The organism is Pseudarthrobacter sp. CCNWLW217 (genome assembly GCF_037203985.1).
Classification (GTDB): Bacteria; Actinomycetota; Actinomycetes; order Actinomycetales; family Micrococcaceae; genus Arthrobacter.
This window is the reverse complement of sequence record NZ_JBBCBT010000006.1, coordinates 162,545-179,422: the sequence shown is the minus strand read 5'-3', so window position 1 is coordinate 179,422 and position 16,878 is coordinate 162,545. Positions and strand designations below refer to the sequence as shown.

Genomic DNA, 16,878 nt, shown 5'->3' with positions numbered 1-16,878 from the left:
GCCCCAACATTAGGGGTCGGGGGAATCGGCGCACCTCAGTAGTGACTACGCATATCCCAGCACCGCTGTAAACGTGGACTACTTGGTTTCTTGAGGGGGTACTTGTCTTTCGGGAAAAGCCTCGCCACCGGTCGTGAACCACCCCTACCATTCGATGCATGACACCTAGCTATGGGGGCTTGGCGCTCGAAATTGTAGTACCGGTTTTCAATGAGGAAGCCGTACTCAAAAACAGCATCTCAAGGCTCGCCGAATACCTGACGCTCGAAATGCCGTCGACGTGGAAAATTACTATTGCGGACAATGCAAGCACCGACCGAACCCCGGAGATTGCTGCTCGACTCAGCGAGCAATTGCCCAACGTCGAGTACCGCCGTCTGGAAGTAAAAGGACGGGGGTACGCTCTCCGGGATGCCTGGGGAGCTTCTGAGGCAAAAGTTCTTGCCTACCTGGATGTAGACCTATCGACTGACCTTGCTGCTCTTCCGCCTTTGGTTGCTCCCCTCCTGTCCGGGCACTCCGATATTTCGATAGGCACCCGACTGGGACAGAGTTCACGGGTCAGCCGAGGTCCGAAGCGGGAATTCATTTCGCGTTCGTACAATTTCCTGCTGCGCCGGACAATGCAGGTGCGCTTTTCGGATGCGCAATGTGGCTTCAAGGCAATTCGCGCGGATGTCGCCAAACGCTTGCTTCCACATGTTGAGGACAACGGCTGGTTCTTTGACACTGAGCTGCTCATCATCGCGGAACGTTCTGGACTCCGTATCCACGAAATTCCCGTGGACTGGATCGACGATCCGGACAGCCGGGTAAATATCAAGCAGACGGCTTACGACGACCTCCGCGGTATGGTCCGGGTGGCCAGCTCGCTGGTAAGAGGGTCAATCCCTGTTCAGGCGATTTACGCCGAGCTCGGCCGGCGGCCTATCGTGCCGCCCGGCCGTCCCAGCTTCTTCGGGCAGGTGATCCGGTTTGGCCTTGTCGGTGTTGTCTCGACACTCGCCTTTGCACTGCTTTATTTGGTGTTACAAGGTCCTTTCGGCGCCCAACAGGCCAACTTCCTAGCCCTGCTCATGACGGCTGTCGGCAACACAGCTGCCAACCGACGATTCACATTTGGCATCAGCGGACCGGCCAAATTGTTTACCCAGCAATTCCAGGGTTTGATCGTATTTTTGCTGGCTTGGGGAATTACTTCATCCTCGCTACTTATACTCCACGCAGTCAACGGCGACGCCTCGCCCAGCTCGGAGTTGCTAACTCTGACGGCCGCCAACATCTTCGCAACCCTGATGCGGTTCGTTCTGCTCCGGATCTGGGTCTTCCGAGTACGACTCAGTGAAGGCCGGTCCGCGGTGCTTGCGCTCCGCCCAGCAGGACAGTCCGTCCGTTGAGCGTCGCTGAGGCGAGCCGCACTACGGCCGCGCTTGCCGTGAGCGTTGCCCGCAGGCCATTGCGGTGGGAGCAGTTTGGACTTGCTGTTCTCCTCGTGACGACGTCCGTGACGTTCCTGTGGGGGTTGGACCGCAATGGCTGGGCGAACCCGTACTACTCCGCGGCGGCCCAAGCAGGTTCCCAGGACTGGAAAGCCTTTTTCTTTGGGTCCCTCGATGCCGGCAACCTCATTACTATCGACAAACCGCCGCTCAGCATCTGGATCATGTCGCTCTCCGTCCGGCTCTTCGGACTCAATTCCTGGGCCCTTCTGGTCCCGCAAGCCCTCATGGGTATCGCGACAACCTGGTTGATCTATAAAATCATTCGCCGCAGCCACCCCGCCGCTCCCGCGTTGCTGGGCGGCCTGATCTACGCCAGCACGCCCGTGGTGCTTCTAATGTCACGGTTCAACAACCCTGAGCCATTGATGGGACTCTTAACAACTGCCGCCGTCTATTTCACCCTCAGGGCCATGGATAACAACCGCTGGGGCTGGTACATACTGGCAGGGGCCGCCTTGGGCCTCGGGTTCATGGCAAAGCAGATCCAGGCATTCCTCGTTATTCCCGCACTAGTACTTGCGGTGCTTCTGTTCGGAGCGGGCACCTTGGGCTCCCGATTTGTCCGGCTGTTGGTTGCGCTCACAACCTTGATTATCGCCGGCGGTTGGTGGATGGCCGTGGTAGACCTGACTCCGGCCGGTAACCGGCCTTATGTTGGCGGCTCTGCAACGAACAGCATGCTGGAATTGACTCTCGATTACAACGGATTGGCACGCTTTCTCCGGTTTGGCGCAGACCATCAGTCAGGAAAATCAGTCCCGCTAGCCGGGTCGGATGCTATCTACGACGGCGGCCCCGGACGTCTATTCAATGCAAATTTTGCACCCGAAGGTGCGTGGCTGCTTTTCACTGCGCTAATTTCTGCATTGGCCCTGATACTGCTCTGGCGGCAGTCCGGCACCGGCCGTCCAGCTACACGCCTGATGACCGTGGGCGTTGTGTGGCTGGTCTCCGTCTACGTTGTGGTGAGCTACATGGGCACGATGACCCACTCTTACTACATATTCTCCGTCGCGGCTCCGGTGGCGATCGTCGTTCCTCTGGGACTCAACCTGCTATGGAATCAACGGCAGAGGTTCGTCCCCCGCATGATCGGCGCCATTCTTGTTGCCGGGACCGGATACATAGGAATCCGGATTTTCCAGTACAGCAACGAGTGGGGGTTCTGGCCGCTCGTTGTGGCTGGCACTACATGCCTTGCGTCTGCGGCGTGGCTGGCCCCCGAAAAAAAGATCCCTCGGCCGGTGACTTTAGGGCTCGTAACGGTAGCAATAGTAATGTCGCCGGTTTCAACCGACATGATTACGTTGTCGAAACCCCAGTCCGGGACAAATCCCCTATCAGGACCAACGAGCAATAACCCTAATGCGCTTTCTGCTCATCTTGACGCTGCCCGCCTCGGGAATCCACCCTTGGCACGCCATCTGGGATTTGGCGTTCAGCCTTCAACGGATGTAACGACGCTACTTAAGGAAGCAGGCAATTCGGAATGGGCGGCCGCGACTTACACGGCGCAAAATGCGGCCCAGTATCAGCTCGCATCGCAAAGACCAGTAATTGCGCTGGGCGGGTGGCTTGGTCATGACCCAGCACCTACATTCGAGCGGTTCAAGATGCTTGTTGAGAAAAGGGAGATCGGTTACTTTATCTGGCAGCAACCGATCGTGGACGGAGTACCGCTTGGACGGGATGCCACCGCCATAACTGATTGGGTTCAGGCCAATTTCAAGGCGAAGGATGTTGACGGTGTCCGAATCTACGATCTTAGAAAATAAGGGCCTGGCCAGCATAGGCCAAAATCGACGGGGCCCTGGCCGACCTGCTTGGGAGACCGTCACCCTGATCATCATTCTGCTGGCAGCCTCCGTCCTTTATGTCTGGGGATTGGCTGGGAACGGCTGGGCGAATGCATACTACTCGGCTGCCGTCCAGGCTGGGCTTCATGACCCCGTATCCTACTTCTTCGGATCCGCGGACTGGGGAAACTCCGTATCGGTCGATAAGCCGCCTCTGAGTCTGTGGATCGTGGGACTGTCCGTCCGCATCTTTGGGCTGAACACTTGGGCCCTGCTGCTCCCCCAAGCCGCGATGACGATGGGCAGCACCTTTTTGATCTACCGTTTGGCCCGGAGGCACTTGCCCGCGTACGCGGCACTCCTTTCTGCCGCCGTTTTCGCCACCACACCCATCACCGTTCTGCTGGCACGATACAACAACCCGGATCCACTGATGGTGTTGCTGATGCTCGCGGCCCTTTACGCAGGGATCCGAGCCACTGAATCGGGACGAGTCCGGTGGCTGTTCGTGGTGGCGGGATTCCTCGCCCTCGGATTCCTTACGAAACAGCTTCAGGCATTCATGGTGTTGCCAGCTATCGTGTTGGTCTACTGCCTCTACGTCCGGCATTCCTGGAAGCAGCGGACCGCCGCACTTGCCATGGCTGGTCTCTTTCTGGCTGCAGGCTCCTTGGCTTTGCCGGTCGCCGTTGATCTGACGCCCCCTGGCTCGCGCCCCTATGTGGGCGGTTCAACGACCAACAGCATGCTTGAGCTGACACTTGGTTACAACGGTATCGATCGCATCATGCAAAAGGATGACGGGCGCTCTGCGGCGCTGACACCTCAAGAATTCCAGGGCGACGCTTCGGATGCGGGCCTTTTTCGCTTATTCAACTCAAACTATGGCCAAGAGTCCGGTTGGCTGTTGCTCCCTGCCTTCATGGTCTGCGTCGTCATCGTTGCCCAAGCGCTCCGGCGGCGCAGCGCCGTCACCCCGGCCTTCGCCTTGGGTGCAGCGGTCTGGATGCTCACGACATACTTCGTGCTCAGTTTCATGGGTAATAGCATCCATTCGTATTACACGGCTTCGATTGCGGCGCCTCTAGCGCTTTGTGTCGGAATAGGCAGCCACCTGCTTATTTCATCACCCAAATCAATACGGTGGCGTATCGGAAGCGCCGCGATAGTAGTTTTGAGCGCCATTTTCTCAAACGCAATGTGGCAACTGAGTGCTTCCTATCCGGAAGCCGCAGGAAGGGCATTGTTGATGACCGGACTGGCCGCGGGTGCAGTGCTCTCCGTACCAGCCCCTTTCACGTGGGTGAAGCCCGCTGCGGCGTGGCTGGGCATCGCTAGCCTGCTTGTTGGACCCGTCGCGTGTTCGGTCCTTACTCTGTCCAATCCGCAGCAGGGCTCCAACCCGCTTTCCGGGGGGCTCACGCGAAGCCCAACCAGCCTCAGTCGCTTCCTGGACGGGGTGAAGAATCACAATCCCGCGGCGGTTACCGGGCTGGCCATCGGCATCACCCCAAGCGCGACCGTGTCCGAGTATCTCAGGAACGCTCCGCCAGGCTGCACGTGGGTCGCGGCTACATATCCAGGACAGACTGCTGCCCGCTTCCAGCTGGACTTGGGGCGGCCGGTGATGCCACTCAGCGGATTTGCGGCGATGGACCCCAGCCCAACCGTTGGGCAGTTCAAGGAGCTGGCCCAAGCCGGACGCGTTTGCTATTTGGTTGTGCAACCCGAGCAACTCACGGTGCCCGGGACCAACGCCGAGCTCTTGGCGATCCATAAGTGGGTCACAGAGAACTTCAAGGCCGAACAAATTGATGGTGTGACGATCTACGACCTCGACGGCTAGAAAGGACACTATGGACCTGCAGCAGCACTGCTGGGCCGGCTTGAGGGCCGTTTTCCAAGGCCCATAACAAAAGCCCGCCCCGCCAATGGCGGGACGGGCTTTAGTGCAAGCGGATTAGCGCTTGGAGTACTGCTGAGCCTTGCGGGCCTTCTTGAGACCGGCCTTCTTGCGCTCGATGACGCGGGCGTCACGCGAGAGGTAACCGGCCTTCTTCAGCGTGGCGCGGTTGTTCTCGACGTCGATCTCGTTCAATGAACGGGCGATGCCGAGACGCAGTGCGCCGGCCTGGCCAGAAATGCCGCCGCCGTGGATGCGTGCAATGACGTCGTAGGCGCCTTCGAGATCCAGGATCTTGAAGGGCTCGTTGACGTCCTGCTGGTGCAACTTGTTCGGGAAGTAGTTGTCCAGCGCGCGGCCATTAATGGTCCATTTGCCGGAACCCGGTACAACGCGGACACGGGCAACGGCTTCCTTACGGCGGCCAACTGCTGCGCCGGCGACGGTCAGGGCCGGACGTTCCTTCTTCGGCGCAGCGGCATCCGCAGCTGAGCTTTCAGAGGTGTAGCTGGTCAGGGTTTCCTCAGCCTCAACGGCTTCGGTGGTCTCTTCGTTCTGAGCCACGGTTCTCCTTGTATAGATAAGTTGTTTGGTGGCCAGGACTACTGGGCGACCTGGGTGATTTCGAAAGTCTTGGGCTGCTGGGCGGCGTGGGGGTGTTCCGCACCGCGGTACACCTTGAGCTTGCCCAGCTGCTGTGCAGCGAGGGAGTTCTTCGGGAGCATGCCCTTGATGGCCTTCTCAACGGCGCGGACCGGGTTTGATTCCAGGAGTTCCGCGTAGTTGACGGAGGTCAGGCCGCCCGGGTAGCCGGAGTGGCGGTATGCGCGCTTCTGCTCCAGCTTGGCACCGGTCAGGGCTACCTTCTCAGCGTTGATGATGATGACGAAGTCGCCCATGTCCATGTGGGATGCAAAGGTGGCCTTGTGCTTGCCGCGCAGCAGGATTGCGGTCTGGCTGGCAAGACGACCAAGGACAACGTCTGTGGCGTCAATGACGTGCCACTGGCGGTTGATATCGCCGGGCTTCGGGGTGTACGTACGCACGGTTTTTGCCTCGTTCTTGTTCTGGCGTTCTTGTTTAGGTGTCACTCAAGCGTGTGCACCTACTATCTATGCGCTACCGGAACAGAGGTGAGGGCTCCATGTAACCAGTCATCCTGAAGTCCCGAATGTGCTCGTTGAGTAGTTATCCTGCAACCGGATTCTCAAGCGGGCACGCATCATCGAGATAGGACACGCACAACGACTACCAATATTAGCTTGAAGCAGGCTCCAGGGTCAAAATGGGGTAGCCGGGCGCTATTCGCAGCCAACCGGCCTGACGCACGCAGGGGGCACTGTGATTTCTTGGGGCGAAGCCGGTTCGGCCGGTCCGCTGTTGGTGGCCGGTGCTGCTCTCCTGGGACTCATTCTCTCCCCCGTGGCGGAGTGGCTCATTTTCAGGCTCCTTCCCCGACTGGGCGGGCTGCCAGCTCGCCGCACTCGGATTACGACGGCGATAGTCACGGGCACTGCCTGCGCCGCCTTCGCGCTACGCTTCGGGAGTGATTCTGCGCTGCCGGCATTTATTCTCATGGGCGTACTGGGAGTGCAGCTGGCGAGAATCGATATTTCGCTGCATCTGTTGCCGAATCCCTTGGTTCTCCTGCTTTTATTGGCCGGCGCAGGCTTGTTTATAGTTTCCATTCTGACCGGGGGGCCTTGGCCGGACGTCCTCCGCGCGGTGGCTGGTGGCGCAATTCTCGCCGTCTTCTACTTGATTCTTGCGATTATCTCGCCGGGAGCCATCGGAATGGGCGACGTCAAGCTGGCCGGACCGCTTGGGCTCTACTTGGGGTACTTAGGTTGGAGCCAAGTGCTTTACGGCGCCCTTCTCGGCTTTGTCCTGAACGGCATCTTTACTCTTTTCGTTGTGTTGAAAAACCGTCCATTGAAGCCCAGTGAAGTGGCCCACGGGCCCTCAATGCTTGCTTCCGTGCTCTGCATTTCTCTCCTGTCCAGTTAGTTTTGGCCGGTCCACACAAAGTGCAACAACAACTGCCTGTGTGACCAGACCCGAGTAGTAGTCCGTAGACGCTGCTCTTAAATTGAGTACATCTGCTTGGCTTCCGAGTACGCGCTCCGAAGACCCCGAAAAAAGTCGAGTACTACTACGCATTGTTGCTCCGGACCCCAAATGACAATCTCTTCTTAGCGAAGTCCAGCCGCTAAGGATTTATGGGGGCAGCTGGAAATTCGTTGAAAGTATCCATTTCCAATTTCATCGAATTAAGGACAATAAAATGACTTCTCTCATGGTCTCGATGCTCGCCTTTGTCGCCGGCGTCAAGGATCGGTTCTCCTCCGAAAAGGGCGCGACTGCAACTGAGTACTCGCTGCTCATTGCATTCATCGCTTTCCTCATCATTGCCGGCGTTACATTGTTCGGCAACGCACTCAACGCCTGGTTCTCCAACCTTGGCTCCACGGTGGGCGCTTGGACAGTCTAGTCCTCCGCGATCAACCAGTGTGGGCCGCTTACGCCAGTGGCGAAGCGGCCCACACTATTTAGTCGGCAGTACCAAATTTCAGGGGGAACGTTGAGGAAGCGCAAACAATCCACAGGTGAGCGGTCTCGCGGCGCAGTCGCCGTCGAATTTGCTCTTGTCGCACCGATTCTCCTGGCTCTGGTTGCCGGCATCGTCGAATTCTCACATGCTTTCAATCTTCAGATTTCGGTCACCCAGGCGGCGCGGGAAGCGGCCCGGACGATGGCCATCACCAACGATCAGGTCGAAGCCGAGACCGCAGCCGAAAACGGCGCACCAGGCCTCGACACCACAGCTTTTGTCTTTACGTTCACCCCTACCGCCTGCGTGGCCGACGGGACGATCAACGTGGAAATTTCATATACCGCTGACACCCTGACCGGCATCTTCGGCAGCGATGTCACTTTGGTTGGAGTAGGAGCAATGCGATGCGGTGGTTAGGGAAACCGAAGGTCGACAAAGAGCGCGGTGCTGCGGGCGTCCTGGTAGCGGTTCTCATGCTCGTGCTCGTTGGCGCCGGAGCCATGGCAGTTGATGTCGGACAAATCTACGCAGAACGGGCCCAACTCCAGAACGGTGCCGACGCCGGTGCCATGGCCGTCATGCAAGCCTGTCACGAGACAGGTTGTACTCAGGATGAGGCCGAAGATATCGCTGCAGCTCTCGCGGACGGCAATTCCAACGATGGATCATCGACGGTATTTGAGGTGGACATGTCCGTCCCCGACGAGGTGACGGTCAGGACAACCACCCGGGACGGAACGAGCGGCGCGGGTTTCCTGCGGCAGATGTTCTCTTCCGCACTTGATGCCCCGCCGGCCACCGTGGGCGCCCACGCTACTGCAGGTCTTGAGTTCCCTTCGGGGGGCTCAGCATTTCCCTTGGCAATTTCTGATTGTCAGTACGACCTGTCCTCTACTGCGGCCACTGGCGAAATCCAGCTGATTAAGTACAAGCCCGGCATGAGCGACTGCACGTCCACGTCCGGCCACACGATACCGGGTGGGTTTGGTTGGCTCGATCAAACGGACAGCGCGTGCCACGCGGAAACGGACAGCGGCGACAACGCAGACTCTGACACTGGCGCAGACTACCCAAGTACTGCCGCCTGCGACGCGATCATTCAATCCTGGAAGGACACGATCAACGGCGGGGGGACGGTCATGGGGACCTTCCCGGTCTACGACAACGCGGGCGGCAGTGGTGCAGGAGGTTGGTTCCACATTCGCGGTTACGCGACCTTCAATATCCAAGGGTGGAAATTCGGTGGCGGCAACACCGAGCCGAGAACCTTCCACAACAAAGCACCGCATGTGGCAGACCCCGCGGACGCCTGCACCGATCCGTGCCGCGGCATCATCGGACAGTTCGTCACATATGTATCCATTGATTCCGGCGGCGGCCTTCCCGGAGTCGGGGTAGACCTGGGAACCTCCAAAATCCGGCTCATCAACTAGTAAAGGCACTAACCATTTTCTAAGGGGAACACAAAATGAAAACACGCCTACTGGGAGGCATCGCCGCGCTGCTTGTGGCATTGATTGGAACGGTCATGCTGGTCATGTATGTTCAAAACGCCGATAAACGGGCCATGGCTGACACGGAGACGGAAAGCGTCTACGTCGTGGCGAAGCCCATAGCCGCCGGCACCGGCACGGATAAGCTGGCCGCATCCTTGGTAAAGAAGGAAGTCCCGAAACTGGCCCTGGCGTCAGACACCGTGACCAGCCTGGACGATCTCGGCGAAAAGGTCACGGCCGTCCCTCTGGTGCCAGGAGAGCAGCTGCTGACCTCCCGCATGGTGGACGCCAACTCCCTGCTCGGCCCCTCCAGGGTTCAGGTTCCTGAGGGCATGCAGGAGATCACCCTCAAACTCCCCATCGAACGAGTTGTGGGTGGTGTACTGAAGGCGGGCGACACCGTAGGCGTCTTCATTTCCCTCGACGACGCAACAACGAACGCCGCCACCGGGGAAGTCCTCAGCAAGTCCAGCGGTACGCAGCTCACGTTCCACAAGGTCCTGGTCACAGCGACACAGAACAGCAACGGCACCGCCGCTAAGTCGGAATCGGCGACTGCCACTGCAACAGACGGAGCCGTGCCGGCGAAGAAGGAAGCGGCCAGCGACGGGACGTATCTGGTTACTTTGGCCCGCAGCTCTGCGGACGCCGAACGGATCATCTTCGCCACCGAGTTCGGCAGCATCTATCTCTCCAAGGAACCAGGCAACGCCGAAGAGGGCACTGTTGGCATCGTAGATAAGACAAGGCTGTTCCGATGAGCCGCTTTGTCCTCATCACCCCTAATGGCGACTTCGAAAGCCGCACGCGCCTGGCCACTGTTGGTATGCACGGCTCGCTCCAGGCCTTCCAGGCCGACTACCTTCCGGAAGGGCCGCAAGACTTCCTCCGGCAACTCACTGGGGAACCGCCCGAGGTACTGATACTCGGTCCCGGGCTTCCCGTCGACGACTCTTTGAAACTTGCTTCGGTCATGGACCTCCAGTTCCCGGAAATCAGCGTGGTGTTGGTTGTACCCGAAACGTCCGAAGTGGTGATCAAGGCCATGCGCTCCGGGGTCCGCGACCTACTCGATCCAGGGGCCGATCCGGATGCCATCCGCGTCATGCTGGAACGGGCTAGCCTTGCTGCAGCAGGCCGACGTCGTGGCCTCGCCCCTGGCACATCTGAGCACGCAGACCACGGAAAAGGTGGCCGCATTATCGCCGTGATGTCCCCCAAGGGCGGGGTTGGCAAGACTACAGTCGCTACCAACCTTGCGATCGGCCTTGCTAAGGCAGCGCCGATGAGTGTTGTCGTCGTCGACCTCGATCTCCAGTTTGGCGATGTTGCCAGCGGACTGATGCTTGAGCCCGAACACACCATCACGGATGCTGTGGTGGGAGCTGCCAGCCAGGACTCGATGGTCCTGAAGACTTATCTCACCGTTCATCCGGCTGGCGTCTACGCGTTGTGTGCTCCACGCAATCCAGTGGAGATGGACAAGATCACCGCGGAACACGTCTCGCGCCTGCTCACTCAACTCCGGGAGGAGTTCCACTACGTCATCGTGGACACTGCACCGGGCCTCGGCGAGCACGTACTGGCAACGCTTGAACACGCCACCGACGCGGTGTGGATATGCGGAATGGATATTCCAAGCATCCGGGGACTCCGTACGGGGTTTCAGATCCTCAACGAACTGAACCTCATGCCGGCCCAGCGCCACGTTGTACTGAACATGGCTGATCGTCGCGGCGGACTGACGCTCCAGGATGTGGAGGCGACTATTGGAGCCCCCGTGGATGTGGTCCTGCCACGATCCAAATCGCTGCCTTACTCCACGAACAAGGGAATTCCTGTTCTTCAGGACGGCAGCCGTGATCCGGCGGCAAAGGGACTCCGCAAGCTGGTGGACCGATTCAAACCCGATTGGGATGCTCGAACGCACAAGCAACTGCACAGAAGGGCGGTAGTACAGTGAGCCTCACTGACCGGTTCCAGCAGCTTCGCGGCGAGGCCAAGCCCCTCGCCAAACAGCCCGAACACTCCAACCCCTATGCAGACGCCTTTCAGGCACCATCAGCGCCGACCACCCTGGGCAAGATCCAGGAGGCCAAGACAGCCGAAGCTGCCGCGAGTGCAGTAGTTGCCCTGGATATGCCGCAAACAGCAGCGGTTGCCAGTGAGGCGCTCAGCGCGCTCAAGGAGCGAGCCAGTCAGGCGCTTTACGAGAGACTTGGTTCTCGGATCACCGATTCTTCCCTGGAAGAAGCCGAGCTCCACCAGTTTGTGCGGGATGAGCTGAAAATTGTTGTGGACGAGGAACAGGTTCCTCTCTCGGGCGCTGAACGGCAAAGGCTGATCCGGGAGATCATCGACGATGTTCTCGGGCATGGACCTATTCAGCGATTCCTGGATGACCCGTCCATCACGGAAGTGATGGTCAACCGGTTCGACCAGGTCTATGTGGAACGCCAGGGCCGCCTTTTCATGACTGACACCAAGTTCAGCTCGGACGAGGCCCTGCGCAGGGTCATCGAGCGGATCGTATCCAAGGTCGGGCGCCGCATCGACGAGTCATCACCGTTGGTTGATGCCCGGCTCGCGGACGGCTCACGCGTCAACGCCATCATCCCGCCACTTGCAGTCAATGGCCCTGCACTGACCATCCGGAAGTTTGGCAGGGATCCGCTGACGGTCAACAATCTGATCGCTCTGGGCAGCCTCTCCCCCGAGATGGCTGAACTGCTCCAGGCATGTGTCCTCGCACGAATGAATATCATCGTGTCCGGCGGCACCGGCACCGGCAAGACGACGTTGCTCAATGTGTTGTCTTCATTTATTCCGGCAGACGACAGAATCGTCACTATTGAGGACGCGGTAGAACTCCAACTTCAGCAAGACCATGTGGTCCGGCTGGAGAGCCGTCCACAGAACATCGAAGGCAAGGGTGCGGTGTCCATCCGGGACCTGGTGAGGAACTCACTTCGTATGCGGCCAGATCGGATCGTAGTGGGCGAAGTCCGCGGTGGCGAATGTTTGGACATGCTTCAAGCCATGAACACCGGCCACGATGGGTCCATCTCGACGGTGCACGCCAACACACCCCGCGACGCGATCGCGAGGCTGGAAACCTTGGTGCTTATGGCGGGCATGGACATTCCACTCCGTGCCGTTCGTGAGCAGGTTGCATCAGCTATCAACCTGATCGTTCACATCTCGCGGCTCCGTGACGGCACGCGACGGGTTACGCACATCACCGAAGTCCAGGGAATGGAAGGGGACGTAGTCACCCTCCAGGACGCTTTCGTTTTCGATTATTCCGCCGGGGTTGACGCCAATGGCCGGTTTCTGGGCAAACCAGTTCCGACAGGGGTGCGACCCCGTTTCACGGATCGATTTGTCGAATTGGGCATACCGATTTCTCCATCGGTGTTCGGCGCTCCGATAGCTGGCACCTCTCAAAAAAGGGGGCGCTAGCCATGGCGCAGGAGCTCTCACCCTCGGTCCTGGTCGTTGGGCTGTTCATGGTTTACGTCGCCATAGTGCTGCTGGGCTGGGTGGCCTTCAAGAACAGCGCCCACATACCGCTGGCCCGGCGTCGGCCGGACGTGGTGGCCCATTCCTCAGGACTGTCCCGGCTGACCGAACACGCAGTCGGTGCCCTCAACAAGAGTGTCAAAGAGAGGGGTAACCGGTTCCTCAGCCGCGACCGTCTGGACGCGTGCGGCCTCAAGAAGGATCCGGGCGACTACCTGCTGATGGGAGGAGCGGCCACCCTCCTGGCAGGAGTCATTGGATTCCTTCTTGGTGGGCTGGCGCCCGCGATCCTCTTTGCGCTCCTGACGCCGGTACTTCTCCACCTTGTTTTGAATATGTTGGCTGCGCGGCGTCGGCGCCAGTTCGATGACCAGGTTCCCGACACGCTCCAGATGTTGGCCGGCGGACTGCGCGCCGGACACAGCTTGCTTCGTGCAGTGGATGCCGCGGCGCAGGAAAGTCAGCCGCCCATGTCTGAAGAGCTCAGCCGGATCCTGAACGAAACGCGAATTGGGCGCGATCTTGGAGAGTCCCTGGCAGAAGTGGCCCGGCGAACCCAGAGCGAAGACTTTGCGGCCATCGCCCAGGCGATCGAAATTCACCGAGAGGTGGGCGGCGACTTGGCAGAGGTTCTTGATCATCTCGGAGACACGGTCCGGGACCGTAATCAAGTTCGCGGCCAGATCCGTGCCCTGAGCGCAGAGGGCCGGGTGTCCGCCCTTGTCCTGATGGCGCTTCCTGTGGTCATGTTTCTGGGTTTGACTTTGACTAACGAACTGTATTCCAGAACTTTTTTTACCACTATTCCCGGCTACGCGATGGTCGTCGCGGCCCTTGTCCTCTTGACCGTCGGCGGCCTATGGCTCAAGACCATCGTCAAGCCCAAGTTCTAGAAAGCGGCTGATTAACGATGCAAGTGATCGCATACGCCGGCATACTCGCCATAGTGGCACCGGTAACAATCATGACCTTCCTCGTATTCACCGGCGACCGTGCGGGAATACGCAATATCCAAGCCAATCTTGGCCGGGCCGCAAAAGCAAAGCGCCAAGGGCTGAGCATCAATGAAACCCTTACCGAGCTGGGCCAGCGGCTGACACCAAAAGGCTATTCCGGATGGCTGGACAAGCAGTTGGCCGGAGCCGGACGCCCCAAGCAGTGGCCCCTTGCGAGGATTATCATGGTCAAACCCATGTTGGCCCTTACAGGCGCTGTGCTGGGCTATCTGTTCTTCCTGTCGTCCCCCACCCCTCCTAACTTCCTGATCATGATGGCCGCCACAACGTTGGCTTACTTCGTACCGGATATCCTGATGAGGAACAGGGCACAGAAGCGCCGGGAGGCGATCCGCCTTGAGCTGCCCAACGCTTTGGACCAGATGCTGATCGCAGTCCAGGCCGGACTGGGCTTTGAAATGTCCATGGGCCGCGCCGGCAACAACGGCACTGGGCCCCTGGCTGATGAGCTGATCCGGACGCTGCAGGACATTCAGGTAGGGCGCTCCCGCAAGGACGCCTATCTGGCGATGGCGGAAAGAGTCGATGTGCCGGACGTCCGAAGTTTCATTCGGGCCGTGGTGCAGGCAGACGCGTATGGTGTAGCCATCGCGGGGGTCCTCAAGGCCCAGGCGTCGGACATGCGCATCAAGCGGAAGCAGCGGGCTGAGGAGCACGCTATGAAAATGCCCGTCAAGATGCTTTTCCCTCTGATCTTCTTCATCCTGCCCACACTGTTCGTCGTCGTCCTTGGACCCACAGTGCTGACCATCATGGAACTCTTCGCTGGGGGGATCTAATGATTCGCCGATCAGTCAGCCATGGCCCAAGGACCTCAGTCTGGATGCGGCTCCTTACCGATGAAGAAGGGGCCACAGCAACCGAATACGGCATCCTCATGTCGTTCATCGTGATGCTCACAGCCATCGGCATTAGCTTCTTCGGCCTCGAGCTGCTCGGCTGGTTCGACGACTTGACTGCCCACCTGAAATTAGTCCTCGGCATTCCGTAATCCCGCCAGAACACTTTTCCCAACACTGACGTAGCACCCCCACCCGCGCCCTCACCCGGCGCCCCAAGAACCGGACCCCCTCGGCACCCAGAACCGAGGGGGTCCGCTTGTGTGCCTGGAGGGCCCCAATTCCAAGCTTCAACGCAGTGCCAGCGAAGGAAACGCGCAGGAAGAGAGCATGTTGGGAAGGCTTAGCACAGGATGCTGCAAATTCCCGTCAACGGGCCATCAAGCGTTGCTATGTTCTTGTCAGAGCTGGTGCTGGACCAGCTTTCCCCCACTCGCTCAGGAGTCTCAAATGCTTTCTCTTTACACCAACCTCGCCGTCCGTCTTCACCGCGACGAAAAGGGCGCCACGGCCGTCGAATACGGCATCATGGTTGGCCTCATCGCCGTCGTCATCATTGTTGCCGTCACTCTGCTGGGCGGGACGCTGAATGAAATGTTCGTTCAGGTCCAGTGCTCCATCAGCGGCGGCACCTTCACCGCCAGTGCTCCAGCGGTCGGCACGACGCCGGCAGTGGCAGCCAGCTGCACCCCGTAACTATCGAATAAGAGTCCCTGATCTGCAGCGCGAGCATCAGGTCCCTTGGTGGCGGCGGTCTCCAGCCGCCGCCACCTTGTGTTGTTGGACACCCATCTTTCGGAAAGGCGACACCCATGCCCAGGGCATCCGAGCGCGGCGCCGTGGCTGTCGAGTTCGCCATCCTGGCACCATTCCTCATCATGATCCTGCTGGGCATCATGGAGTTCGGCCGAGCATACAACGCGCAGATCTCCCTGACCAACGCGGCCCGTGAGGGCGTGCGGGTCATGGCAGTTACCAACAACCAAGCCTCAGCCCGGACAGCCGCAAAGAACGCTGCCGTTTCCCTCAACCCCGGCCTTACTGATGCCAACATCACCTTCAGTGCCACCAACGGGACCCAACTTTGCACCGCGACACACCAAATGACGGTTACCGTGACCTACACGCTCAGCACCCTGACCGGAATTGCTGGACCATTCGCCATGACAGGCAGAGGAGTGATGTTGTGCGGCGGCTGAAATTACGGCAGGACGGCGAATCTGGCGGCATCAGCGTGCTTGTGGCCCTTTCCATGGTGGTGCTCCTGGGGTTCACTGCCATCGCTGTGGATGTTGGGATGCTCTATTCCGAGAAGGCACAGCTCCAGAACGGCGCCGACGCCGCGGCCCTGGCAGTGGCCCAGAAATGCGCTAGGAGCGAAGCCGACCCATACTGCACCGCTACTTCCGCCCTGGCGACCTCCGTTGTGAACGGCAACGCCCTGGATGGCAAAAGCAACGTAAAGTCCCTTGCACTGGACCTGGCGAACCGCCGGGTCAACGTGATTGCCGGAGCCCAACAACAGGGCGAGGAACCCAACAAGGTTACGCTGCTCTTCGCGAACGCCCTGGGTATTTCCAGAGCGGAAGTCAGCGCACGCGCTAGCGTCCAGTGGGGAACCCCGGTGAAGGGTCCAGCGCCGTTCCCCATCACGGTTTCCATATGCCAGGTTCGCAACAGCGCTGGCACCATGCAACTGCTCCAGCTCCACGGTAAAAATGCCAACCCAGATTGCCTCTACGGGCCATCAGGGGCCGCAGTGGAAGGCGGCTTCGGCGGGCTCCAGCAGGATCCCGCCGGGTGCGGCGCTCTCATTGACATCGCCGCCAGCACGGCGGGCGGGGATCCCGGCAACAACGCCCCTCCTCGTTGCGAGGCCACGCTGAACTCCTGGGCGGCAGACATGAACGCAGGCAAGGACGTCATCCTGTTGCTACCCATCTTCAATTCTGTCACCGGAACCGGAACCGGCGCCGTCTACGGGCTGACTACCTTCGCCGCCTTCAAGGTGGCCGGATGGAAGGTAGGCAACACCGGGCTTCCCAACACATTCCGCAACAGATTTCCGGACGTCCCTGCCGCCCTTGAATGCCGGGAGCCATGCCGCGGGATCATCGGTTCCTTCGTCGAATACGTTTCTCTGGCGGACGGTTACACCCTGGGACCCATCAATCCGGACGGCGCCAGAGTCGTCGAGATCAGCGGTTAGTTTATGAAACACGAAGATCCCGAACCACACAGGAGCAGTCA

The 16,878-nt window shown here is 59.5% G+C and carries 18 protein-coding genes; 16 read left to right on the top strand and 2 right to left on the bottom strand.

The features are described from left to right. The first annotated feature begins 158 nt into the window (after positions 1-158). The 3 genes from V9L18_RS09415 to V9L18_RS09405 are packed head-to-tail and all read left to right on the top strand — an operon-like array spanning position 159 to position 5,144. On the top strand, positions 159-1,397 hold the full coding sequence (locus V9L18_RS09415) for a bifunctional glycosyltransferase family 2/GtrA family protein (protein WP_337346904.1): 1,239 nt from the start codon (positions 159-161) through the stop codon (positions 1,395-1,397). After that, a complete protein-coding gene (locus V9L18_RS09410) occupies positions 1,394-3,277 on the top strand; it encodes an ArnT family glycosyltransferase (RefSeq protein ID WP_337346903.1) in 1,884 nt (627 codons plus the stop codon). Before V9L18_RS09415 ends, V9L18_RS09410 begins: the two co-directional genes overlap by 4 nt. Beyond that, a complete protein-coding gene (locus V9L18_RS09405) occupies positions 3,249-5,144 on the top strand; it encodes an ArnT family glycosyltransferase (RefSeq protein WP_337346902.1) in 1,896 nt (631 codons plus the stop codon). Before V9L18_RS09410 ends, V9L18_RS09405 begins: the two co-directional genes overlap by 29 nt. 114 nt (positions 5,145-5,258) lie before the next feature. Here the strand turns inward: V9L18_RS09405 and rpsI are convergent, their stop codons facing one another. Together rpsI and rplM are read right to left on the bottom strand one after the other, a co-directional pair. Beyond that, positions 5,259-5,765, bottom strand: a complete 507-nt coding sequence (rpsI, locus tag V9L18_RS09400; protein WP_050684362.1) for a 30S ribosomal protein S9 — start codon at positions 5,763-5,765, stop codon at positions 5,259-5,261. Between the two features lie 38 nt (positions 5,766-5,803). Continuing rightward, entirely contained in the window at positions 5,804-6,247 is a 444-nt protein-coding gene (gene rplM / locus V9L18_RS09395; protein WP_015937805.1) for a 50S ribosomal protein L13, read from the bottom strand. A 295-nt stretch (positions 6,248-6,542) separates the two neighbouring features. Here rplM and V9L18_RS09390 point away from each other — a divergent pair, with 295 nt between their 5' ends. From V9L18_RS09390 to V9L18_RS09330, 13 genes are all read left to right on the top strand, one after another. Beyond that, positions 6,543-7,208, top strand: coding sequence for a prepilin peptidase (locus V9L18_RS09390; protein WP_337346901.1), 666 nt, complete (start codon positions 6,543-6,545; stop codon positions 7,206-7,208). A 277-nt stretch (positions 7,209-7,485) separates the two neighbouring features. Next, positions 7,486-7,692, top strand: coding sequence for a Flp family type IVb pilin (locus V9L18_RS09385; protein WP_337346900.1), 207 nt, complete (start codon positions 7,486-7,488; stop codon positions 7,690-7,692). Positions 7,693-7,782: 90 nt separating this feature from the next. Further along, positions 7,783-8,172 (top strand): TadE/TadG family type IV pilus assembly protein, encoded by a 390-nt coding sequence (locus tag V9L18_RS09380; RefSeq protein ID WP_337346899.1) that lies wholly within the window; start codon positions 7,783-7,785, stop codon positions 8,170-8,172. Beyond that, on the top strand, positions 8,160-9,188 hold the full coding sequence (locus tag V9L18_RS09375; RefSeq protein ID WP_337346898.1) for a pilus assembly protein TadG-related protein: 1,029 nt from the start codon (positions 8,160-8,162) through the stop codon (positions 9,186-9,188). Before V9L18_RS09380 ends, V9L18_RS09375 begins: the two co-directional genes overlap by 13 nt. Positions 9,189-9,223: 35 nt before the next feature. Next, positions 9,224-10,012, top strand: coding sequence for a Flp pilus assembly protein CpaB (gene cpaB / locus V9L18_RS09370; protein WP_337346897.1), 789 nt, complete (start codon positions 9,224-9,226; stop codon positions 10,010-10,012). Then, on the top strand, positions 10,009-11,214 hold the full coding sequence (locus V9L18_RS09365) for an AAA family ATPase (RefSeq protein ID WP_337346896.1): 1,206 nt from the start codon (positions 10,009-10,011) through the stop codon (positions 11,212-11,214). Before cpaB ends, V9L18_RS09365 begins: the two co-directional genes overlap by 4 nt. Then, positions 11,211-12,713: a CpaF family protein gene (locus tag V9L18_RS09360; RefSeq protein ID WP_443197939.1), complete on the top strand. Its 1,503-nt coding sequence runs from the start codon at positions 11,211-11,213 to the stop codon at positions 12,711-12,713. Before V9L18_RS09365 ends, V9L18_RS09360 begins: the two co-directional genes overlap by 4 nt. 2 nt (positions 12,714-12,715) lie before the next feature. Further along, positions 12,716-13,666, top strand: a complete 951-nt coding sequence (locus V9L18_RS09355) for a type II secretion system F family protein (RefSeq protein WP_337346895.1) — start codon at positions 12,716-12,718, stop codon at positions 13,664-13,666. A 17-nt stretch (positions 13,667-13,683) separates the two neighbouring features. Then, positions 13,684-14,568, top strand: a complete 885-nt coding sequence (locus V9L18_RS09350) for a type II secretion system F family protein (protein WP_337346894.1) — start codon at positions 13,684-13,686, stop codon at positions 14,566-14,568. Between the two features lie 44 nt (positions 14,569-14,612). Continuing rightward, positions 14,613-14,780 carry a Flp family type IVb pilin gene (locus V9L18_RS09345; RefSeq protein WP_337346893.1) on the top strand — a complete coding sequence of 56 codons (168 nt, stop codon included), beginning with the start codon at positions 14,613-14,615 and terminating at the stop codon, positions 14,778-14,780. Between the two features lie 298 nt (positions 14,781-15,078). Continuing rightward, positions 15,079-15,324: a Flp family type IVb pilin gene (locus tag V9L18_RS09340; protein WP_337346892.1), complete on the top strand. Its 246-nt coding sequence runs from the start codon at positions 15,079-15,081 to the stop codon at positions 15,322-15,324. Between the two features lie 116 nt (positions 15,325-15,440). Next, the gene (locus tag V9L18_RS09335) at positions 15,441-15,827 is read left to right on the top strand and encodes a TadE/TadG family type IV pilus assembly protein (RefSeq protein ID WP_337346891.1); all 387 of its coding nucleotides are present in this window, start codon (positions 15,441-15,443) and stop codon (positions 15,825-15,827) included. Next, a complete protein-coding gene (locus tag V9L18_RS09330; protein WP_337346890.1) occupies positions 15,815-16,837 on the top strand; it encodes a pilus assembly protein TadG-related protein in 1,023 nt (340 codons plus the stop codon). Before V9L18_RS09335 ends, V9L18_RS09330 begins: the two co-directional genes overlap by 13 nt. The last annotated feature ends 41 nt before the right edge of the window (positions 16,838-16,878 follow it).

Coding starts and splice junctions, on each gene's coding strand:
- V9L18_RS09375 (WP_337346898.1), top strand. CDS start 8,160: ATGCGGTGGTTAGGGAAACCGAAGGTCGACAAAGAGCGCGGTGCTGCG.
- V9L18_RS09350 (WP_337346894.1), top strand. CDS start 13,684: ATGCAAGTGATCGCATACGCCGGCATACTCGCCATAGTGGCACCGGTA.
- V9L18_RS09415 (WP_337346904.1), top strand. CDS start 159: ATGACACCTAGCTATGGGGGCTTGGCGCTCGAAATTGTAGTACCGGTT.
- V9L18_RS09355 (WP_337346895.1), top strand. CDS start 12,716: ATGGCGCAGGAGCTCTCACCCTCGGTCCTGGTCGTTGGGCTGTTCATG.
- V9L18_RS09335 (WP_337346891.1), top strand. CDS start 15,441: ATGCCCAGGGCATCCGAGCGCGGCGCCGTGGCTGTCGAGTTCGCCATC.
- V9L18_RS09345 (WP_337346893.1), top strand. CDS start 14,613: ATGCGGCTCCTTACCGATGAAGAAGGGGCCACAGCAACCGAATACGGC.
- V9L18_RS09385 (WP_337346900.1), top strand. CDS start 7,486: ATGACTTCTCTCATGGTCTCGATGCTCGCCTTTGTCGCCGGCGTCAAG.
- cpaB (WP_337346897.1), top strand. CDS start 9,224: ATGAAAACACGCCTACTGGGAGGCATCGCCGCGCTGCTTGTGGCATTG.
- V9L18_RS09340 (WP_337346892.1), top strand. CDS start 15,079: ATGCTTTCTCTTTACACCAACCTCGCCGTCCGTCTTCACCGCGACGAA.
- V9L18_RS09365 (WP_337346896.1), top strand. CDS start 10,009: ATGAGCCGCTTTGTCCTCATCACCCCTAATGGCGACTTCGAAAGCCGC.